Source organism: Pseudomonas sp. JBR1 (assembly GCF_028198185.1).
Taxonomy (GTDB): domain Bacteria; phylum Pseudomonadota; class Gammaproteobacteria; order Pseudomonadales; family Pseudomonadaceae; genus Chryseomonas; species Chryseomonas oryzihabitans_E.
In genome coordinates this window covers 1,894,096-1,916,013 of the sequence record NZ_CP116340.1, presented here as the reverse complement: position 1 = coordinate 1,916,013, position 21,918 = coordinate 1,894,096, and the positions used below count along the sequence as shown (strand labels likewise).

16 protein-coding genes are annotated in these 21,918 nt (G+C 65.3%); 9 read left to right on the top strand and 7 right to left on the bottom strand.

Annotation, left to right across the window (positions count from 1 at the left end):
* The 8 genes from PJ259_RS08890 (at position 1) to PJ259_RS08855 (ending at position 12,903) form a co-directional block, all read left to right on the top strand.
* Complete coding sequence (locus PJ259_RS08890; RefSeq protein ID WP_271655500.1) at positions 1–1,479, top strand: sigma-54 dependent transcriptional regulator; 1,479 nt, start codon at positions 1–3, stop codon at positions 1,477–1,479.
* Between the two features lie 268 nt (positions 1,480–1,747).
* A complete protein-coding gene (locus tag PJ259_RS08885; RefSeq protein ID WP_442964876.1) occupies positions 1,748–2,947 on the top strand; it encodes a sensor histidine kinase in 1,200 nt (399 codons plus the stop codon).
* Entirely contained in the window at positions 2,944–4,326 is a 1,383-nt protein-coding gene (locus PJ259_RS08880) for a sigma-54-dependent transcriptional regulator (protein ID WP_271655499.1), read from the top strand. Before PJ259_RS08885 ends, PJ259_RS08880 begins: the two co-directional genes overlap by 4 nt.
* Positions 4,327–4,566: 240 nt before the next feature.
* Complete coding sequence (gene tkt, locus PJ259_RS08875; RefSeq protein WP_271655498.1) at positions 4,567–6,651, top strand: transketolase; 2,085 nt, start codon at positions 4,567–4,569, stop codon at positions 6,649–6,651.
* Positions 6,648–9,467: a bifunctional transaldolase/phosoglucose isomerase gene (locus PJ259_RS08870; RefSeq protein WP_271655497.1), complete on the top strand. Its 2,820-nt coding sequence runs from the start codon at positions 6,648–6,650 to the stop codon at positions 9,465–9,467. Before tkt ends, PJ259_RS08870 begins: the two co-directional genes overlap by 4 nt.
* 18 nt (positions 9,468–9,485) lie before the next feature.
* Positions 9,486–10,463, top strand: coding sequence for a phosphogluconate dehydrogenase (NAD(+)-dependent, decarboxylating) (gene gnd / locus PJ259_RS08865; protein ID WP_059315593.1), 978 nt, complete (start codon positions 9,486–9,488; stop codon positions 10,461–10,463).
* Between the two features lie 83 nt (positions 10,464–10,546).
* The gene (gene zwf, locus PJ259_RS08860) at positions 10,547–12,103 is read left to right on the top strand and encodes a glucose-6-phosphate dehydrogenase (RefSeq protein WP_059315592.1); all 1,557 of its coding nucleotides are present in this window, start codon (positions 10,547–10,549) and stop codon (positions 12,101–12,103) included.
* Positions 12,085–12,903, top strand: coding sequence for an HAD family hydrolase (locus PJ259_RS08855; protein WP_271655496.1), 819 nt, complete (start codon positions 12,085–12,087; stop codon positions 12,901–12,903). Before zwf ends, PJ259_RS08855 begins: the two co-directional genes overlap by 19 nt.
* A 209-nt stretch (positions 12,904–13,112) precedes the next feature.
* Here the strand turns inward: PJ259_RS08855 and PJ259_RS08850 are convergent, their stop codons facing one another.
* Positions 13,113–14,015: a LysR family transcriptional regulator gene (locus PJ259_RS08850; protein ID WP_271655495.1), complete on the bottom strand. Its 903-nt coding sequence runs from the start codon at positions 14,013–14,015 to the stop codon at positions 13,113–13,115.
* Positions 14,016–14,179: 164 nt separating this feature from the next.
* Here PJ259_RS08850 and PJ259_RS08845 point away from each other — a divergent pair, with 164 nt between their 5' ends.
* Entirely contained in the window at positions 14,180–14,908 is a 729-nt protein-coding gene (locus PJ259_RS08845; protein ID WP_059315589.1) for an SDR family oxidoreductase, read from the top strand.
* Here the strand turns inward: PJ259_RS08845 and PJ259_RS08840 are convergent.
* The 6 genes from PJ259_RS08840 to PJ259_RS08815 all read right to left on the bottom strand — a co-directional run bounded on the left by PJ259_RS08840 (position 14,905) and on the right by PJ259_RS08815 (position 21,804).
* Entirely contained in the window at positions 14,905–15,825 is a 921-nt protein-coding gene (locus tag PJ259_RS08840; protein WP_271655494.1) for a LysR family transcriptional regulator, read from the bottom strand. The two genes, PJ259_RS08845 and PJ259_RS08840, sit on opposite strands and share 4 nt — an antisense overlap.
* A 62-nt stretch (positions 15,826–15,887) precedes the next feature.
* Complete coding sequence (locus PJ259_RS08835) at positions 15,888–16,886, bottom strand: acyltransferase family protein (RefSeq protein WP_059315587.1); 999 nt, start codon at positions 16,884–16,886, stop codon at positions 15,888–15,890.
* Positions 16,887–17,246: 360 nt separating this feature from the next.
* Positions 17,247–17,954, bottom strand: a complete 708-nt coding sequence (locus tag PJ259_RS08830; RefSeq protein ID WP_059315586.1) for a GntR family transcriptional regulator — start codon at positions 17,952–17,954, stop codon at positions 17,247–17,249.
* 59 nt (positions 17,955–18,013) lie between these two features.
* On the bottom strand, positions 18,014–19,039 hold the full coding sequence (locus tag PJ259_RS08825; RefSeq protein WP_271655493.1) for a proline racemase family protein: 1,026 nt from the start codon (positions 19,037–19,039) through the stop codon (positions 18,014–18,016).
* Between the two features lie 10 nt (positions 19,040–19,049).
* The gene (locus PJ259_RS08820; protein ID WP_271655492.1) at positions 19,050–20,531 is read right to left on the bottom strand and encodes an aldehyde dehydrogenase family protein; all 1,482 of its coding nucleotides are present in this window, start codon (positions 20,529–20,531) and stop codon (positions 19,050–19,052) included.
* A gap of 13 nt (positions 20,532–20,544) precedes the next feature.
* On the bottom strand, positions 20,545–21,804 hold the full coding sequence (locus PJ259_RS08815) for an NAD(P)/FAD-dependent oxidoreductase (protein WP_271655491.1): 1,260 nt from the start codon (positions 21,802–21,804) through the stop codon (positions 20,545–20,547).
* Positions 21,805–21,918 lie beyond the last annotated feature (114 nt).

Sequence of the window (21,918 nt, the reverse complement as noted above, 5' to 3'; positions counted from 1 at the left end):
ATGTGGCGTGAAACCAAGATCCTTCTGATCGACGATGAAGCCGAGCGGCGCAAGGCGGTATCGGTCATTCTCGATTTTCTTGGCGAGGCTCATCTCGCCTGCACCAGTTCCGATTGGCAAACCTCCCTCGAAGCGCTCGACAGCAGTCGGCAGATCAGTTGCGTGCTGGTCGGGCGCGTCGATAGCCGCGGCAACAGCGTCGAACTGCTCAAGCAGATCGTGGCCTGGGACGAAATGGTCCCATTGCTGCTCTTGGGTGAATCGGCGCAGCCGGAGTGGCCGGACGACGTACGTCGGCGGGTACTGGTTTCTCTTCAGTATCCGCTGGCCTACAACAAGCTGCTGGATTCCCTGCATCGCGCCCAGGTCTATCGGGAGATGTACGACCAGGCCCGGGACCGAGGCCGGCAGCGCGAGCCCGAGCTGTTCCGTAGTCTGGTAGGTACCAGTCGCGCCATCCAGGGCGTGCGCAAGATGATGCAGCAGGTGGCCGATACCGAGGCCACAGTGCTTATCCTCGGTGAGTCCGGCACTGGCAAGGAGGTGGTGGCGCGCAACCTGCACTTCCACTCCAAGCGTCGCGAGGCGCCCTTCGTGCCGGTCAACTGCGGTGCCATTCCGGCGGAGCTGCTGGAAAGCGAACTGTTCGGTCATGAGAAGGGTGCCTTCACCGGCGCCATCACCAGCCGCGCCGGTCGCTTCGAACTGGCCAACACCGGCACCCTGTTCCTCGACGAGATCGGCGACATGCCGCTGCCCATGCAGGTCAAGCTGCTAAGGGTGCTGCAGGAGCGGACCTACGAGCGGGTAGGCAGTAACAAGACCCAGAGCGTGGACGTGCGCATCATCGCCGCAACCCACAAGAATCTGGAGCAGATGATCGCCGCGGGCACCTTCCGTGAAGACCTCTACTACCGCCTCAATGTCTTCCCCATTGACATGGCGCCGCTGCGCGAACGGGGTGAAGACATCCCGCTGCTGATCAACGAACTGATCGCGCGCATGGAGCACGAGAAGCGCGGCTCCATCCGCTTCAACTCGGCGGCCATCATGTCGCTGTGCCGCCACGAGTGGCCGGGCAACGTACGCGAACTGGCCAACCTGGTGGAACGCATGGCGATCATGCATCCCTACGGCGTCATCGGGGTGGCCGAGTTACCACTCAAGTTCCGCTATGTGGAGGACGAAGCCGATCCGATGGTGGAGTCGCTGCGTGAGGAGCTGCAGGAGCGCGAGGCCATGGCCGGAATCGGGACCGTCGAGGTGTCATCGTCGGCGCTGCTGCCCAGCGAAGGCCTGGATCTCAAGGACTACCTGGCCAACCTGGAAAAGAGCTTTATCCAGCAGGCGCTGGACGATGCCGGTGGCGTCGTGGCACGCGCTGCGGAACGGCTACGGATCCGCCGGACCACCCTGGTCGAGAAGATGCGCAAATACGGTATGGGTCGCCGCGACGACGAGTTCGACGAAGAGATCTAAGCTGTAGGTTGGGTTGCACGGGGCGAAGCCCAACGGTTCCACCCCAACCTCCTGTGTTGGGCTTCGACGATAGAACCGTCTCAGCCCAACCTACGCCTGGCACGTCCTCACCGCACGGATGACGGCGCAGCCTCATCCACCTTCTTTTCCCAGCGTGGCAAGTGGGAAAGGCTGCGCCGTTTTCCACGCTACGGCGCCTTGACGTCAGGGCGGCATGGGTCTTGCTCCAGCCTGGACAATGTCAATTGTCCGTCGCGAGCCTAAACCAATGCCTGCGCAAGCCCTCCCTTCCTCCGTCGCTGCCGATACCCTCGCGGAGGCCTCCGCCTCGGCGCAGGCCCGCGAGGCCCTGGGACAGATGTCGCGCCAGCTGAGCGAATCCTTCCAGTTGCTCGAAGCCCGGATGAATTCGCTGCAGGGTGAACTGGAGTGGGTATCCGCCCAACGTTTGCAGGAGTTGGCGGAAAAGGAGCGCCTGGCCAGTCGCCTGCAGAACCTGCTCGATGTGCTGCCCGCCGGCATCGTGGTGTTGGATGGCGCCGGACGGGTGCGGGATGGGAATCCGGTCGCCGTGGCCCTGCTCGGCGAGCCGCTGGTGGGAGAGCTATGGCGTACGGTGATCGCCCGGGCGTTTGCCCCGCGCCATGACGATGGCCATGAGGTTTCCCTGCGCGACGGTAGGCGCCTGTCCATTGCCATCCGCTCGCTGGATGGCGAACCCGGGCAACTGGTGCTGCTCAACGACCTGACCGAAACGCGTCATCTGCAGGGCGAGCTGGCCCGCCACGAGCGTCTCTCGGCGCTAGGCCGGACCATGGCCTCGCTGGCCCATCAGATCCGTACGCCGCTCACCGCGGCACTGCTCTATGCCAGTCATCTGGAGGAGGGCGGTCTGGCAGCGGAGCAGCAGCAGCGCTTCGCCGGCCGGCTCAAGGAACGGCTGCACGAACTGGAAAATCAGGTCCGCGACATGTTGGTGTTCGCCCGGGGTGAGTTGCCCCTGGCAGATCGACTGGCGCCCCAGGCGCTGTTCACGGCCTTGCGTGACGCGGCCGCGCCCCATCTCGGCAATTGCCCGGTGCGCTGGCAACTCGATGCGGGCAGCGGTCTGCTCGCCTGCAATCGCGACATGCTGGTGGGTGCAGCCCTCAATCTCATTCACAACGCCGTGCAGGCCATGGCTGGCAGTGGCCGGCCGGCGCGGCTCAAGGTGCACCTCTATCGCCGCGATGCCGAGTTACGCCTGGCGATCAGCGATACCGGGCCAGGTATTCCTTCGGCGGTCCGGCAGCGTCTGGGTGAGCCTTTTCTCAGTACCAAGACCACCGGTACCGGTCTCGGATTGCCTGTTGCCCTGGCGATGGCCAAGGCCCATGGCGGGCGGCTCATTGTGCGCTCGCAACTGGGCCGCGGCACCCTGGTGACCTTCGTCCTGCCCCTGCTGGCAAGCGAGGAGGCTGTAGCATGACTCTATCCATCCTGTTGGTGGAAGACGACCGCGCCCTGCGCGAAGCCCTGGCCGATACCCTGGAACTCGGCGGCTATCGCTACCGGGCCGTGGACAGTGGCGAGGCGGCGCTGCTGGCGCTGGCCGAGGAATCCTTCGGGCTGGTGATCAGTGACGTCAACATGCCGGGCATTGACGGCCATCAGTTGCTGGCCAGCATCCGGCTGCGCGATCCGGCGCTGCCGGTGCTGCTGATGACCGCCTTCGGCAGCATCGAACGTGCCGTCGAGGCCATGCGCGGCGGTGCGGCGGATTATCTAGTCAAGCCCTTCGAACCACGGCTGCTGCTGGAGACCCTGGCGCGTTGTTGTCCTCAGGGCCGGCGAGCGCCCGGTGATCGGCAGCCGGTGGCGGTCGATCCCCAGAGTCGGCAACTGCTGGAGCTGGCCCGCCGGGTGGCCCAGAGCGATGCCACGGTGTTGATCATTGGTGAATCCGGCACCGGCAAGGAGGTGCTGGCGCGCTTCATCCATGATCACTCGGCGCGGGCGGAAGGCCCCTTCGTGGCGGTCAATTGCGCGGCCATTCCCGATCATCTGCTCGAGGCCATTCTCTTCGGGCATGAAAAGGGCGCCTTCACCGGTGCCATCGCCGCCCAACCTGGCAAGTTCGAGCTGGCCCAAGGCGGTACCCTGTTGCTGGACGAGATCTCCGAGATGCCCCTAGGCCTGCAGGCCAAGCTGCTGCGGGTGCTGCAGGAGCGTGAGGTGGAGCGGGTCGGGGCACGCAAGCCGTTGGCGCTGGATATCCGTGTGGTGGCCACCAGCAATCGCAAGCTCGCGGAGGAGGCCGCCGCCGGGCGTTTTCGCGAAGACCTCTTCTATCGGCTATCGGTGTTTCCGCTGGCCTGGTTGCCGCTGCGCGACCGGCCGGCCGACATCGTGCCGCTGACCAAGCGTCTATTGATGGTGCAAGCCGCGCGGATGAATCGCTCGGTGCCGACGCTGAGCGCCGCCGCGCGTCAGGCCCTGGCCGAGCATAGTTGGCCGGGCAATGTGCGCGAGCTGGATAATGCCGTGCAGCGTGCGCTTATCCTGCAGCCGGGTGAGCAGGTGCAGGCCGAGGATTTCGGGCTGCACTGGTTGTCGACCGGCGTAACCCTGGCGTCTGCCACCACGCCCTCGGCGGAGGCCATCACCAATGAGGCCGTGCGGCCGCTGGATGCCGATCTGCGCGACAGGGAATTCCAGGTGATCCTCGATACCCTCAAAACTGAACGTGGCCGCCGCAAGGAGACTGCCGAGCGCCTGGGCATCAGCGCGCGCACGCTCAGGTACAAGCTTGCGCAGATGCGCGATGCCGGGTTGGACGTTGAGCTGTCCCAGCTCGCAGGCTGCTGAGCGGAGAAGTCGATAGCCGGCTATCGAAATGCGCGGAACCAACCGTCCAGAGCGCTGTTCTAGAGAAAGGATCGCGACTGCGGCGTGGGGTCGCATAGGATGCTTGCCCCCGCCCTCCCGGACCTCGTCCGGACGCTTTGCTTTTTCTCTTAGGCGCTGCCTCTGCTGAAAACGGTTTCACGGACCGCATAGACCGTTTTCGTCGCGGGTGGCGTGCCTGCCAGCACGAGGACGCTTGCCATGGGTTCCACCGCACCTTCCAGCCCCAACGCCGACCAACTGACCATCGACACCATCCGTACCCTGTCCATGGACGCGGTACAGAAGGCCAACTCCGGCCACCCCGGTACCCCGATGGCTCTGGCTCCAGTTGGCCATACGCTGTGGAGCCGCTTCCTCCGCTATCACCCTGAGCACCCGGACTGGCCTAACCGTGACCGCTTCGTGCTGTCGGTCGGCCATGCCTCCATGCTGCTCTACTCGCTGCTGCACCTGGCGGGCGTGAAGGAAATCGACGAGCACGGCACCGCTACCGGCAAGGAAGCGGTCAGCCTCGACGACATCAAGCAATTCCGCCAGCTGGACTCCAAGACGCCAGGTCACCCCGAATACCGCATGACCACCGGGATCGAGACCACTACCGGTCCCCTGGGTCAGGGCTGCGGCAACAGCGTTGGCATGGCGCTGGCACAGAAGTGGCTGGCCGCGCGGTTCAACCAGCCAGGCGTGACCCTGTTCGACTATGACGTCTATGTGCTCTGTGGCGACGGCGACATGATGGAAGGCGTCACCGGCGAGGCGGCGTCCATGGCCGGCCACCTGGGCCTGGACAACCTCTGCTGGATCTATGACAACAACACCATCAGCATCGAGGGCCACACCGAGCTGGCCTTCAGCGAAGACGTGGCCGAGCGCTTCCGTGGTTATGGCTGGCATACCCTGCACGTCAAGGACGCCAATGATGCCGAGGCCCTGGCCGCCGCCCTGCATCGCTTCAAGGGCAATACTGGCAAGCCGACCCTGATCGTGGTCGACAGCCTCATCGGCTACGGCGCGCCGAACAAGCAGAACACCGCGGCTGCTCATGGCGAGCCCCTGGGCGCCGACGAGATCAAGCTGGCGAAGAAGGCCTATGGCTGGCCGGAGGACGCTGACTTCCTGGTACCCGACGACGCCCGTCACCACCTGCGCGACGCCCTGCTGGAGCGTGCCAGCGGTCTCTACGAAGACTGGAACCGTGCCTTCGATCGCCTGCGCCAGGACGATCCGACCCGCGCCGATGAACTCCAGCGCATGCGCGCCGGTGAAATGCCGGAAGGCTGGGACGCCAAGCTGCCCAGCTTCGAGCCCGATGCCAAGGGCGTGGCCTCCCGCGAGTCCGGTGGCAAGGCGCTCAATGCCTTTGCCCAGAACATTCCCTGGCTGGTTGGCGGGGCAGCGGACTTGGCGCCGTCCACCAAGACCAATCTCAAGTTCGATGGCGCGGGCAGCTTCTCCGCACGTGAGCCGTCCGGGCGCAACATGCACTTCGGTATCCGCGAGCATGCCATGGGCTCCATCGCCAATGGCATGGCGCTCTGCTACCTGCGCAGCTTCACCGCTACCTTCCTGGTGTTCAGCGACTACATGAAGCCGCCGATCCGCCTGGCTTCCATCATGGAGCTGCCGGTGGTGTTCGTCTTCACCCACGATTCCATCGGCGTCGGCGAAGATGGCCCGACCCACCAGCCGATCGAGCACTTGGCGCAACTCCGTGCCACCCCGGGTTTGTTGACCATGCGTCCCGGGGATGCCAATGAAGCGGTGCAGGCCTGGAAGATCGCCCTGCAGCAGACCAATCGGCCTTCGTGCATGGTGCTGTCGCGCCAGCCACTGCCGACCCTGGACCGCAGCAAATACGCCAGCGCCGAAGGCGTGGCCCAGGGCGCCTATGTGGTAGCCGATGCCGAGGGCGGCACGCCCCAGGTAATCCTCATGGCCACTGGCAGCGAGCTGGGTCTGGCGATGCAGGCCTACGAGCAGCTCAAGGGCGAGGGCGTGAAGGCACGGGTCGTGTCTATGCCCTGCTGGGAGCTGTTCGAGGAACAGGACGAGTCCTACAAGCAATCGGTGCTGCCCGACGCGGTCCTGGGCCGCGTTGCCATCGAGCAGGCCGGTCCCCTGGGTTGGGAGCGCTACATCGGTCGCAAGGGTGCCTCGGTCACCATGAGCACCTTCGGTGCCTCCGCGCCCATCGGCAAGCTGCAGGCGAAATATGGCTACACCGTGGAAAACGTGGTCAAGCTGGCCAAGGAACAGGCGCAACGTAAAGGGAGCGCCGCATGAGCAATCCACTCAAACAGCTGACGGAGCAGGGCCAGGCGGTCTGGCTCGATTTCGTCAGCCGTGAATTTCTTGGCAAGGGTGAGCTACAGAAACTGATCGAGCGTGACGGCCTTACTGGCGTCACCTCCAATCCCTCGATCTTCGAGAAAGCCATGGGGCACGGCAGTGACTACGATGCCAGCCTCGAGGCCTTTCTGGAAAAGGCCGATGCCGAGCCGGTGGACGTCTACGAGCATCTGGCCATCGAGGACATCCAGCAGGCGGCGGACATCCTGCGGCCGGTCTATGACCGCCTCGAAGGGCGTGATGGCTATGTGAGCCTGGAAGTCTCGCCCTATCTGGCGCTGGATACCCGTGCCACCCTGGAGGAGGCCCGGCGCCTCTGGCAGGCGGTGGATCGGCCCAACCTGATGGTCAAGGTGCCTGGTACGCCCGAGGGGGCGGTGGCCATCCGCAAATTGATCGAGGAGGGGATCAACGTCAATGTGACCCTGCTGTTCGATCGCAATGCCTACATGGCGGTAGCGGAAGCCTATATCGCAGGTCTGGAAGCGCGGCTGCACCAAGGCAAGGACATCAGTCGTCTCGCCAGCGTCGCCAGCTTCTTCATCAGTCGGGTCGATGGTGTGCTGGACAAGCTGATCGACGAGCGCAAAGACAGTGACGGCGAGCTGGCCGAGTTGCGTGGCAAGATCGCTATCGCCAATGCCAAGCTGGCCTATCAGGATTACCTGCGCCTGATCCAGTCGCCACGGTGGAAGGTGCTGGAAGCCAAGGGTGCTCATCCGCAACGCCTGTTGTGGGCTTCCACCGGATCCAAGGATCCGGCCTATCCCGATACCCTCTATGTGGATCAGCTGATCGGTCCGGATACCGTCAACACTATGCCACCCAAGACCATGGATGCCTTCCGTGATCATGGCACGGCAGCGCCCATGCTGAGCACCGACATCGAAGCGGCACAACGGGTGGTGGATGCGACTGCCCGTTTCGAGCTGGATCTCGATGGCGTGGCCAAGCGGTTGGTCAAGGACGGCGCCCGGCAATTCGAGGACGCCGCCGATGCCCTGTTGGGCGCGGTAGGGCAGAAGCGCCTCGAGTTTCTCGGCGAGCGCCTGAATGCCGCTGCCTATCGTCTGCCGCACGATCTGCATGAAGCCGTCGAGGCCCGCCTTGACGAGGCGCGACGTGAAGGCTGGTCGCGCCGGCTGTGGCAGGGCGATGCCTCGCTCTGGACCGGTCGCGACGAGGATCAGTGGGTGGGTTGGCTGGCTGCTGCCCAGGGTCGCCAGGCCGATCCGGTCGCGCTCAGCGCCCTGGCCGACGCCGTACGCGAGGAAGGTCTGGATACCGTGGTACTGCTGGGCATGGGCGGTTCGAGTCTGGGCCCGGAAGTGCTGGCCAATACCCTGGGTACCGCCACCGGCGGACTCAACCTCAAGGTGCTCGATTCCACCGATCCGGCGCAGATCGCTGCCTTGGAAGAGCAACTGGATTTGCACAAGACGCTGTTCCTGGTATCCAGCAAGTCCGGCTCGACCCTGGAGCCGGAAATCCTGCGTGCCTATTTTCACCAGGCTGTCGAGCGGACGCTGGGCGCGGACGAGGTGCAACGCCGCTTCGTCGCCATTACCGACCCCGGCTCCAAACTCGAGGCCAGCGCCACGGCGGAAGGCTACCGCGCCATCTTCCAGGGCGACCCCCATATCGGCGGGCGCTATTCGGTGCTATCGGTGTTCGGCATGGTGCCCCTGGCGCTGCTCGGCCATTCGGTGGCCGACTTCTTCCAAGTGACCCAACCCATGGTACTGGCCTGCAGCCCCAGTGCGCCTCCTGCCATCAACCCGGGCATCCGCCTCGGCGTGGTGCTGGGCGAAGCGGTGCGCGCCGGCCGTGACAAGGTCACTCTGATCGCCTCGCCAGGAGTGGCCAGCCTGGGTGCCTGGCTGGAACAACTGCTCGCCGAAAGTACCGGCAAGCAGGGCAAGGGCATCATCCCGGTCGACCTGGAGCCGCTTGGCGCACCGGATGTCTATGGCACGGATCGGGTATTCGTCAGTCTGGTGCTGGACGGTGAGGAGGATGCCGAGCGCGATAGCCGCCTGCAGGCGCTGGCCGCGGCAGGGCATCCGGTGGTGGATATCCGGCTCGCTCGCCCTGAGCTGATCGGGCAGGAATTCTTCCGTTGGGAAGTAGCCACCGAGGTGGCCGGTGCGGTCATCGGCATCAACCCGTTCGATCAGCCCGACGTGGAGGCCAGCAAGATCAAGACCCGCGCCCTCACCGATGGCTATGAGCGCGACGGTCGCCTGGCCGGTGACGAGCCGCTGCTGGAGGAAGGCGCGTTGGCCCTGTTCGGCGACGCCGATCTGCAAGGGCAGGACACCGCCCGGGCGGCCATCAAGGCGCACCTGGCACGCCTGCAGCCCGGCGACTACCTGGCCGTGCTGGCCTATCTCGAGCGCAATGCCGTGCACGAGGAGGCCTTGGGCGCCATGCGTGATAGCATTCGCGACAGCAAGCGCGTAGCGACCGTCGGCGGCTTCGGCCCCCGCTTTTTGCACTCCACGGGACAGGCCTACAAGGGCGGTCCCAACTCGGGTGTGTTCATCCAGATTACCGCCGATGCCCAGAACGACCTGGAGATTCCAGGGCGGGGTCTGAGCTTTGGCGTCGTCGAGGCCGCCCAGGCCAAGGGCGACCTCGAGGTACTGGCCGAACGGGGACGGCGCTACCTGCGCGTGCATATCAAGGGCGGCGACATCGACGCCGGTCTGCAACAAATAGTCGAACTGGTCGAGGCGGCGGTCGCCTGACCTCAAGGAGTCATCAGCATGCAATTGGGAATCATCGGACTGGGCCGCATGGGCGGCAACATCGCACGGCGCTTGATGAAGCATGGACATGAAGTCGCGGTCTACGACCGCAGTGCCGATACCGTGGCCGACCTCGGCAAGGAAGGCGCCATCGCCACCGACGGTCTCGATGGCGTCATCGCTGCCCTGGCGCAGCCCCGTGCCATCTGGGTCATGCTGCCTGCCGGCGAGCCGACCGAGCAGACCATCGCCGAGCTGGCCGACCGCCTGGCTCCCGGTGACGTCATCATCGATGGCGGCAACACCTACTACAAGGACGACATCCGTCGCGCCAAGAGCCTGGCCGAGAAGGGCATCGACTATGTCGACGTCGGTACCTCCGGTGGTGTCTGGGGCCTGGAGCGCGGCTACTGCATGATGATCGGCGGCAAGTCCGAAGCCGTCGAGCGCCTGGAGCCCATCTTCGAAGCTCTGGCCCCTGGCTACGGCAGCATCGAGCGCACCCGTGGTCGCAACGCCCCGGACGAACGTGCCGAGCGTGGCTTCATCTTCACCGGTCCGGCGGGTTCGGGTCACTTCGTCAAGATGGTGCACAACGGCATCGAATACGGCCTGATGCAGGCCTACGCCGAGGGCTTCGACATCCTCAAGATGAAGAACAGCGACAAGCTGCCGGAAGACGAGCGCTTCGACCTGGACCTGGCCGACATCGCCGAAGTCTGGCGTCGCGGCAGTGTGGTGTCCTCCTGGCTGCTGGACCTGACCGCCCAGGCCCTGGCCGGCGACGTCGAACTGGAGAAGTTCTCCGGCTCGGTAGCTGACAGCGGCGAAGGTCGCTGGACCATCGAGGCCGCCATCGAGGAAGCGGTACCGGTCAACGTCCTCTCCGCTGCCCTCTATGCGCGCTTCCGTTCCCGCCAGCAGGCCACCTACGCCGACAAGCTCTTGTCGGCCATGCGCTTCGGCTTCGGCGGCCACGTCGAAATCCCGCAGTAAAACCCTGGCCGTTCCCCTGTGGAGCGGCCACGGGCCGCGTCCCGGGGGACGGCACCAGCCGCCCTCGTGGATAAGGCCCTGTCATGACCGATTCTCCTGCCGTCTCCCCCAGCACCGCTTCCCAGGAACGGCGCTCCTGCACCAAAGCCCCCACTGCACCGCCAGCCACGTTGTTCCTTTTCGGCGCCAATGGTGACCTGGTCAAGCGCTTGCTGATTCCTTCGCTGTACAACCTCTTGCGCGACGGGTTGCTCGACGACCGTACCCAGATCATCGGCGTCGACCACAATCCCAATACCGACGAGGGCTTCGCTGACCGCCTGGAAGCCTTTATCCGCGATCAGGCCGAGGCCAAGGGCAAGTCCCGTGACGAGGCGCTGGATCCTGACCTCTGGGGCCGGCTGCGCAGCCGCATCCGCTATCTGCAGGGTGACTTCCTCGAGGACTCCACCTATGCAGCAGTGGGCGAGCGCATTGCCCAGGCCGATACCGACAATGCCGTCTTTTACCTGGCCACTGCCGCGCGCTTCTTTGGTGACGTGGCCGAGCGCCTGGGCAAGGCGGGACTGTTGAAGGAGAGCGGGGACGCCTATCGCCGGCTGGTGGTGGAGAAGCCCTTCGGCGCCGACCTGGCCAGTGCCCAGGCGCTGAACCAGCGCCTGCTGGCGAACATGGAAGAGGAGCAGATCTATCGGATCGACCACTACCTGGGCAAGGAGACGGTACAGAACATCTTGGTCAGCCGCTTTTCCAACGCGCTGTTCGAGTCGTTCTGGAACAACCACTACATCGATCACGTGCAGATCACCGCGGCGGAAACCGTGGGCGTGGAGTCGCGTGGTGACTTCTACGAGAAGACCGGCACCCTGAGGGACATGGTGCCCAACCACCTGTTCCAGCTGCTGGCCATGGTCGCCATGGAGCCGCCGGCGTCCTTCAACGCCACCTCGGTGCGCGATGAAAAGGCCAAGGTGGTCGGCGCCATCCGCCCCCAGACCACCGAAGAGGCCCTGGCCAATTCGGTACGTGGCCAGTACGCCGCCGGGACGATGAACGACAAGCCGGTGCGGGGCTATCGCGAAGAAGAACGCGTTGATCCGGACAGCCAGACCGAGACCTATGTGGCGCTCAAGTTGTTCGTCGATAACTGGCGCTGGGCCGGGGTGCCCTTCTACCTGCGCACCGGCAAGCGCCTGACCGCGCGCGATACCGAGATCGCCATCTGCTTCAAGCACGCGCCCTATGCGCAGTTCCGCGATACCAAGATCGACCGGATGCGGCCCAATTACCTGATCATCCAGATCCAGCCCGACGAAGGCATGTGGTTCGATTTCCACGCCAAGCGCCCGGGCCCGCTGGTGGAGCTGGAAAACATCCGCATGGGCTTCGCCTATACCGATTTCTTCGAGATGCAGCCGTCTACCGGCTACGAAACCCTGATCTACGATTCCTTGATCGGTGACCAGACGTTGTTCCAGCGCGCCGACAACATCGAGAACGGCTGGCGCGCCGTGCAACCTTTCCTCGACGCCTGGAAGCAGGGCGGCGAAGTAGAGAGCTATGCCGCAGGCAGTGCCGGCCCCGCCGGTGCCGATGAACTCCTGAAGAAGGATGGCCGCTCATGGCATCCGCTGACCTGATCCCCATTGATCTGCTGGTGTCGGATATCGACGGCACCCTGGTGCGTGACGACAAGAGCCTGAGCGACGCGGTGATGGCTGCCGTCAAGCGACTGCAGGCGGCTGGCAAGGCCATTACCCTGGTCAGCAGTCGTCCGCCGCGAGCACTGCTGCCGCTGGTACGGCAGTTGGGAATCCAGCAGGCGGTAGCCGGCTTCAACGGCGGCAATCTGGTGGAGGCGGACGGCACCCTGATCCGTGCCCATCGCCTGGCCGAAGCCGTGACCCGTCAGGTACTGGAGCGCCTGGACCGCGAAGCCTTCGAGGTCTGGCTGTTCGCCGATGACCTCTGGCTGACGCGTGACGGGCAGGGCGCCTACGTCCCGCGTGAGATCCGGGCGCTGGGATATGGGCCGACCGTGGTGGACTCCTTCGAACCCTACTTGGATCGGGTCGACAAGATCGTCGCCGCTGGTAGCGACCATGCGGGCCTCGAAGCCCTGGAGGGTGAGCTAGGCGAGCGGCTGGGGGAGGGCGCCACGGTGCTGCGTTCCCAGCTCTACTACCTGGACATCACCCACCCCAAGGCCAACAAGGGCGACGCCCTCATCGAGCTGGCGCAGGCCGCGGGCGTACCCGTGGCGCGGACAGCGGCCATCGGTGATGGCAGCAACGATGTGCCCATGTTCCGCCAGGCGGGCCTGGCCATCGCCATGGGTCAGGCCGCGGCTGCGGTGCGGGAGGAGGCCGATCAGGTCACTGCCAGCAACCAGGAAGACGGCCTGGCCCAGGCCATCGATCGGTGGATCCTGGGAAGCTGATGGCTGGTAGGTGATGTTGGGCTTCGCTGCGCTCAACCCAACCTACGCGTCCTGTAGGTTGGGGGAGGCGGCTCCATCGCCGAAGCCCAACAGGGCCTGCCTTCGTACTAGGTGGAAAAGGCTGCGCCGTTTTCCACCCTACGCAGGGTCAGGCGGGCGCTCCCTCTCCCTCCGGGAGAAGGCCGGGGTGAGGGCCGCCTAGACCCACGCTAACCCTCGTTCTTCTCCCGATACCCCCGCACATGCTCCACCAGCGCCCGCAACTTGGGCGCCAGGTTGTGGCGACTCGGGTAGTAGAGATAGAAGCCGGCGAAGGGCGGTAGGTAATCCTCCAGCACCCGCTCCAGTTCGCCACGGTCCAGATAGGGCCTAAAGGTGTCCTCCATGCCGAAGGTGATGCCGCCACCGGCCAGGGCCGTGCGCACCATCAGCAGCATGTCATTGGTGGTGATCCGGGGCGAAACGGCCACGTCGAAGGCTCTACCGTTCTCGCTGAACTCCCAGCGCCAGGGCGCCATCTCCGGCGCCGGGCGCCAACCGATGCAGCGGTGGTCCGACAGCTCACGCGGATGCCGAGGGCGGCCGTGGCGGGCGAAATAGGCCGGTGTCGCCACCGCCACCTCACGCTGCGCGCCGGTTACCGGGATGGCGATCATGTCCTGTTCGATCACCTCGCCCAGGCGCACGCCGGCATCGAAGCCACGGGCGACGATATCGAATTCCTCGTCGGTAACCGTGATATCCAGCGTCACCTCGGGATAGGCCGCGACGAAGTCGGCCAGCAGGGGACCGTCGAGAAAGCGTTCGGCGATGGACGTAACCGCAACCCGCAACAATCCGCGCGGTGGCCCCGCGTGGCTGGCGTCTTCCAAGGCGCCGAGCAGACCCGCCAGAGGCCCCGCGATCTGGCGCTGCAGGCGTTCGCCGGCTTCGGTCAGGCGCACGCTGCGAGTGGTGCGTTGCACCAGGGAGCTGCCCAGTTCGTCTTCCAGACGGCGGATGGCCTGGCTTACTGCTGAGCGACTGACGCCCAGGCGGTCTGCCGCCACGCGAAAGTTGTCCGCCGTTGCCACGGCGATAAAAACCTTAAGGAGATTCAGGTCCGTTTCCATTGGTAAGTCCGGCTAACCAAGGCAGTCAGGGGGCGGCGGCTTATCACGACAATGCGCGGTCGCTAAGGTGTTGGCAAGCCTGGACGCCCCGCGTCCGTAACCCGGGATCGAGCGGGGCGTGGCTATACCAGTGAAACCCTGAAGTCATCCAAGAGGACTCATTCATGGCTATCGACAAGGTCGTACTCATCACCGGCGCTTCCAGTGGCATAGGGGCGGGCATCGCTCGCGAACTGGGCGCTGCCGGCTGCAAGCTGCTGCTCGGCGCCCGCCGTATCGACAGGCTGGAGGCGCTGGCGGCCGAGCTCAACGCGGCTGGCGGGGAGGTCGCCTGCCGCCGGCTGGACGTCACCGATGGCGCCGACATGGTTGCCTTCGTGCAGGCGGCCCGGGAGCGCTGGGGGCGGGTGGACGTCATCGTCAACAATGCCGGGATCATGCCGCTGTCGCCCATGGCGTCCCTCAAGACGGAGGAATGGATGCAGATGGTCGACGTCAACATCAAGGGCGTGCTCAACGGCATCGCCGCGGTGCTGCCGGAATTCACCACCCGCGGGGCCGGCCACGTGATCAACCTGGGCTCCATTGGTGCCCTGTCGGTGGTGCCCACGGCAGCGGTCTACTGTGCTACCAAGCATGCGGTACGGGCGATCTCCGAAGGACTGCGGCAGGAACGTGAGGATCTGCGGGTCACCTGCATCCATCCGGGCGTGGTGGAAAGCGAGCTGGCGTCCACCATCACCGATCCCGCGGCACGGGCGATGATGGAGGACTATCGTGCCATCGCGCTGCAACCCGCGGCCATTGGCCGAGCGGTGCGTTATGCCATCGAGCAGCCGGACGACGTCGACGTCAACGAGATCGTCGTCCGTCCGACCCGCAGCGCCAACTAGACGGTTTCCGCCAGGGCTTCGAGAAAGCGCTCCAACACCAGGTTGGGCCGCCGTCCCTTGCGGGTGACGGCGGCCAGGGTGGTGTCGAAGTGGAAGCGGTCGGGGTCGAGGGCGCGCAATTGACCCTGAGTCACCCAGGGCTGGGCGACGTGATCGGGCAGGTAGCCGATATAGCAACCGGTGAGGATGAGAAAGGCCACGCCTTCGCGATCCGAGGCGCGCGCCGTGCAATTCAGGGCGGCATGGCGCTCATGCCCTTCCTGATTGAGTAGATGATTGGGGCCAACCGCGTCCTGGGTCGCCAGGATGCCCTCGTCCAGCGCCGCGTCGGCCATCTCGAACAGCGGATGGCTGCGGCTGCAGTAGAGCAGGGCGCGCTCTTCGTAGAGCGGCAGGTACTCCAGGCCGGCCAGGGCATTGATCAGCGGCAGCACGCCCAGGTGGAGATGGCCATCGAGCACGCCGGTCTCGATCTCGCTGGGCAGGGTCATGCCGATGTTGACCACCACGTCGGGCGCAGCGCGCTTGAGAGCGGCCAGGGCATGGGTGATGCGCATGCGCGGCTGGGTGACCAGGTTGTTGATGATGCCGAGGTTCAGCTCGCCACGCAGGTGCTGGTGCAGCTGGTTGACCTCGCTGCGAAAGCCTTCCAGGGCGGCGAACAGCGACTGGCTGGCCTTGAGCACCTCGCGGCCTTCGTCGGTCAGCGAGAAACCGGCGCGACCGCGCTGACAGAGGCGCATGCCCAGGCGCTTTTCCAGATCGTTCATGTGCAGGCTGATGGCCGAGCGGGTGATGCCCAGCCGGCCTTCGGCGGCAGTGAAACTGCCGCATTCCACCACCGTCTTGAACAGCCGCAACAGGCGGATCTCGAAATCGCCGACCTGGGCGAGCAGGGCCTTGCGCGTCGTCTTCATGACTGCCACCGCAAATGCGGGACAGCATAAGGCGCCTCGGTGACGGGCGCCAGCGACCGGCCTCAGGCGCCGATCAGGGCGCGACTGCGCTCCCGGGTCAGGTACTTGACCACCCAGACCGCCGCGATACAGCAAAGCAGGGTGATCAGCGTCAGGCACAGGCGCGTGCCCAGGTACTGGGCGAAGTTCTGCTCACCCAGCAGCCGTCCAAGCATGCGATAGGCACCCGCGAGATAGCCATGCAGGAAGTAGATGGCGAAGCTGTAGGCACCAAGCAGGGCCATGCCCTTGGCCATCCGGCTCTCGGTCCGACCCGGGACCCGGATCTGCTGGCTGAAAACGGCGAAGAGCAGGAAGCACAGCGCCAGTTTCTGCAGGCCATAGAAGGCGCTGTTCAACACCGCGGCGCCGCTCAACAGTAGCAGGGCCGCCAGTAGCCAGTAGCGCGCCTGGGGCCGCTGCAGGCGCTCGCGTTGTTCGCAGGCCAGCATGCCGCACAGATAGATCGGCAGGAAGTGCAGTGCCGCCAGCAGCGGATCGGCGTCATTGGCCGGGCGTTCGGAAATGAGGAAATAGACCAGGCCAACCATGGTCGCCGCGGGCAAGAGGCCGCGGTTGACGATCCATTCAAGCGCGGGCGCGAGCAGGAAAATCAGCGTCAGGGCCGGAATGAACCACAGTGGCCCCAGATGGGCGCCGGTAGCCAGCAGCAGGGCGGTCTGGGCGAAGGGCGGCCAGTCGTGGAAGGCATTCATGTCGATCCACTCGTGGTCCTGCTTGAGTCCGGAAACGTAGAGCAGCACGGCGGGGATGGAGATCAGCAGATAGGGCAGGATGACGTTCTGCAGCTTCTTGCCCAGATAGACCTGATAGCTGTACTTGCCCAGGTTGTAGCGAAAGAAGAAGCCGGAGAGGGCGACGAAGATGCAGGTGGTTTCCAGCGACAGCAGGTTCAGGGCGATCTGCTGATGTTCGGTGGTCTGGTAGCTGCCCACGGTCATGTGGTGAAAAACGATGAGAACGGCCGCCAGGCCGCGGATCCAGTTGAGCTGAATCAGCATTGGAGGGTTTCCTTGAGGAATAGGCAAACCACGCGCTCAGCCTCGGAGAGGGGCACGGGTCTGAGAAGCGGACAGATTGGGCACGCGGTAGAGACGGCGGACAGGCTACCGCGCCCGGCAAAACTACAGGCCGGGAAGAGAGGTGAGGCGAGCAAGCCTCGGCGCCACGGGACTACAGCGGCGGGCGGCCAGCTTAAAGTATTTCAAATAAATTATTGATCGCTAATCAGAATTTCTTTTTGCAGAATATTTCGGAGGATGAAATCTGCATGCTCGAACCGCTCTAGGGCAGGACTTTGCATGATCCCGTCATGAACCGCCTGACCTGCCTGGCAAGGTTCGGACCCCAGCGCATCGTTGCTAGCCGACCGCCATGTTGCGCAGGAGATTCTGCTCGAGGAAGCTGACGAAGCGTTGGCGAAACAACATGGTGTGCTCGTGGGCTGCCGCTTCGGCCTCGTCGCCATCCTGGCGTTCGATGGCGGCGACGATGCGGTCATGGTCGCGACCGAGCCGGGTGGAACCTGCGCTGTTCATGATGTAGTCAAAGTGCAGGTGCAGCAGCCGTTGCCCCTCGCCCAGCAGGCGATCGTAGCTGGCGGTGAGGTAGGCGTTCTTGCCGGCACGGGCGATCTCCAGGTGGAAGGCCTTGTTCAGTTCGGACATGGCCTGGAAGTCACCGCTGGCTACCGCGTCCAGGTAACGTACGTCGGCCTGCTTGATCGCTTCCAGCTCGCCCGGCGTACGGCGAATGGCGGCCAGACGCGTGACGGCGCGCTGCAGCAGGTCCAGCGCGGACACGTAGTTGGGAAATTCCTCGATCTCGAAAGGCGTCACCAGCAGGGTACGGTTGGGCAGGATGGTGACCAGTCCTTCGCTGGCCAGCCGTGCCAGGGCGTCGCGTACCGGTGAGCGTGACAGCCCGAACTGGGTCGCCAGCGAGGTCTCGTCCAGCGGCATGCCCGGCTTGAGCTGCAGGGTGAGGATCTGCCGGCGCAGTTCCTCATAGATATAGCGGCCACCGTGACGGCGGGCGGCAACGGCGGGGTCGGCGTCTTTGGGGGCCATCGAGAAGGTCTTCACGCTCAAAGGTGGGGGAGGGCCAGTCTAGCATCGCACCTGCTGCGCTAACCGAAGCCCGCGCCCCAGGTGTCACTGAGCATGAAGCCGGCGGCAAGAGGGTCATCGGGATCTATACCCAGCTGTTGCAGGCCATACAGCCAGGCGCGCCCCGTGACCCGCGGCAGGACCGCGGGCCGGCCGGCCACCTCGGTCAGTCCGCGCAGACCAAGGGTGAATTCGCCACCAATGGTCGAGCGTGAGGTGAGCTGATCGCCTATCTTGACCAGTCCGCGCGCCGCGAGGGTGGCCAGATTCGCGGAGCTGCCGGTGCCGCACGGCGAGCGATCCACCCGCCCGGGTGGCAGGGTGGTGCAGGTCTGGTAGGTGCGAGCGTCCAGCCGGTGGCGGAACATCACGTAGGCGATCTCGTTGACGCTGGGCAGCAGCGGATGCTGGACGCGGACCTGCCGCCCAATCTCGCTTTTGAGCGCCACGCCCAGTTCGGCCAGGGCTCGGGCATGCTCCGGTGCGATGCTCAGCCCGACTTGATCGACATCGATCAGCGCGTAATAGACGCCGCCAAAGGCGATGTCCACTGTCAGGGTGCCATGTTGAGCGGTAGGCACCTGCAGATCCAGGGCTTCGACGAAGGCCGGTACCATGTCCAGGGAGACATTCAGGCAGCGGCCATCGCGACACTCGGCCTGGGCCACCACCAGCCCGGCCGGGGTATCCAGCGTGACCGTGGTCAGTGGCTCCTGCATTGGCAGGATGCCCAGTTCCAGCAGCGCGGTGACCACGCAGATGCAATTGCTGCCCGACATGGGATGAGCCTTGTCCGCCTGCAGCACGATGAACCCTGCCTGGGCCTCCGGGCGGGTCGGCGGCAGCAGCAGGTTGACCGACATCTGCAGGCAGCCGCGCGGTTCCAGGGTCACCAGGCGCCTCAGGCTATCGTCCACCTCGTTGAGGTAATTCATCTTGTCGAGCATGGTCCGGCCGGGCACGTCCAACACGCCTCCGGTGATGACCTTGCCGATCTCGCCTTCGCAGTGGACGTCGGCCAGCTGCAACGTTTTCTTCCAGCGCATGGTAGCTGTCCTACTTGATGTACCAGCCCCAGGGCTGGTCGCTGTCGTAGCGGGTGATCTGCTTGGTTTCCAGGTAGTTCTGCAAGCCCCATTCCCCCAGTTCGCGGCCGATGCCGCTCTGTTTGTAGCCGCCCCAGGGGGCCTCGGTAAAGGTTGGCTGCGAGCAATTGATCCAGACAATACCGGCGCGCAGGGCCCGGGCTACCCGCTCGCAGCGGGCCAGGTCGCGCGACATCACGGCGGCGGCCAGACCGAAGCGGGAGTCGTTGGCGCTTTGTACCGCCTCGGCTTCATCGTCGAAGGGCCGCACGCAGACCACCGGACCGAAGATCTCCTCGCGCCAGATCCAGCTGTCCTCGGCGACGTCGGCGAAGACCGTGGGTTGCACGTAGTACCCGGTGGTCAGGTGCGCCGGGCGCTCGCCGCCGGTGACCAGGCGAGCGCCTTCTTCGCGGCCGCGGGCGATGGCGGCGAGCACCTTTTCGTGCTGACCGCGACTCACCAGCGGACCGAGCAGCACGCCCGCCTCCAGACCCTGCCCCACGGTGATGCGCTGGGCCTCTTGCGCCAGGCGTTCCAGCAGCGGTTCATAGAGGTCGCGCTGCACCAGCACACGCGAGGTGGCCGAGCAGACTTCGCCCTGATTCCAGAAGATGCCGAACAGGATCCATTCGACGGCGGCGTCGAGCTCGGCGTCGGCGAAGATGACGAAGGGCGACTTGCCACCCAGCTCCAGGCTGATGTTTTTGATGTCGCGCGCGGCAGCCTGCATGATCCGGCTGCCGGTGGGCACGCTGCCGGTGAAGGCCAGCTTGTCGACGGCCGGATGCTCGGCCAACGGGGCGCCCGCGTCCGCGCCCAGGCCGGTGACCACGTTGAGGACCCCGGGTGGCAATCCGGCCTGGTCGCAGATGCCGGCCAGTTCCAGGGCGGTCAGCGGAGTCAGCTCCGACGGCTTGAGCACCAGGGTGCAGCCGGCGGCCAGGGCTGGAGCGACCTTCCAGGCCGCCATCAGCAGTGGGAAATTCCAGGGGATGATGGCGCCGGCCACCCCGATGGGCTCTTGCCGGGCGACGGCGCTGAAGCGCGCATCGCTCAAGGCGATGGTTCGCTCGCGGTCCCGGTCCAGGCGTTCGGCCTGGTCGGCGTAGAAATCGAAGCAGCCGGCGGCGTCACCGATGTCCCACAGGGCTTCGGGGAGTGGCTTGCCATTGTCGCGCACCTCCAGCTCGGCGAGTGACTGCTGGCGCTCGCGGATCATCGCGGCGATGCGGCGCAGCACGGTCGCCCGTTCGGCGCCGCTCTGCCGCGGCCAGGGGCCTTCGTCGAAGGCGCGACGGGCCGCGTGGACAGCCAGGTCGATATCCTCGGCGGTCGCCGCGGCGACCTGGGCAAGGGGAGTCTCAAGGGCCGGATCGAGGGTCTCGAAGGTGCCGCCGCGCGATGGGCGAACCCAGTGGCCATCGATGTACAGGTGGTCGTAGCGAACCATCAGCGAAGTCCTGTCAGAAGCGCGAAGCGCGGAAAGGGTGGAGATCGAGGGTGCTCGTGCGTCCCCCGGCGAGATCGGCGATCAGCCGTCCCGTGGTAGCGCCCAGGGTCAGGCCGAGCTGGCCGTGACCGAAGGCGAGCAATACATTGGTCAGGCGCTGGCTGCGGTCGATGATCGGCTTGGTATCGGGTAGGAAGGGCCGATAGCCCACGCCATATTCGAGATCCGTGGTCCGCAGCTGCGGCAGCACGCGCCGGGCCTTTTCCAGAATGATGTCGGCCCGGGCGAAGTTCGGTTTGGCGCCCTCGCCGGCGAATTCGATGGTGCCGCCGATCTGCAGGCCGCGGGTCATGGGCGCGAAGCAGAAGCCGCCATCGGCATAGATGGTGGAGTGGCGGATTTCGACTTCGGGCTCTGGCAGCACCACCTGGTAGCCGGCGATGCCTGCCAGGGGTATCGAAAGTCCGAGCTGACTGAAAAAGGCTCGCGAGCCATTGCCCGCGGCGATGACTACCCGCTCGGCCGGCAGACGGCGCCCGTCGGCCAGCGTCACCCCGGTGGCCTGTCCCTGGTGTTCGTCGATCCGCGTCACCCGCTCGCGAATCCGGCGGCCGCCCGCCTGTTCGAAGCTGGCGGTAAGGGCGGCGATGAAGCCTTCGGTATCGCTGACCGCTCGCCAATCGGGAAACAGCAGGCCGTGTTTGAACCGACCGGCGAAGGCTGGCTCCAGATCGGCGATGGCGGCGGCATCCAGTTCTTCCACCTGGAAACCCAGGCGCTCGCGTAACTCGAAGTGGTGACGCTCCTGGGCCAGCCCCTGAGGCGTGTCGAACACTTCGAGGATGGGCCGCTCGCCGAGCAGGCTTCGGTCGGGACAGGCCTCCAGCAGTACCCCGTAGTCGCGGTAGACGTCGCGGGTCAGGGTCGCCAGTTCCGCGGCGATTTCCTGGATGCGCGTTGGGCGGGCGCAGGCCAGGAATCTCAGGAACCACGGCAGGATGCCAGGCAGGGCGCTGGGCCTTAGCGCCAGCGGACCCCGCTGGTCCAGCAACCAGCCGGGCAGCTTCTTCAGGATGCCCGGCTTGGACAGGGGCACCACCTCGCTGACGGCCATCTGGCCACAGCTCCACTTGGCCGTGCTGTCGCCTGGTGCGGCAGGGTCAACCAGCGTCACCGCCAGACCATCCCGTTGCAGCCAGAGGGCGCAGCACACCCCGACGATACCGCCCCCGACCACTATCGCGGTCCGGGGAACGCCTGACTCCTGGTTCATAGTGCTCTCTCGCTGGATGACGACCTGTCATGCGGATCGGATGGCGACTCATCCCGCCGGGCGGGCAAAGGCGCCTCCACGGTACCCGCGTGGTATGGCTCTGGCCTCTCCGGC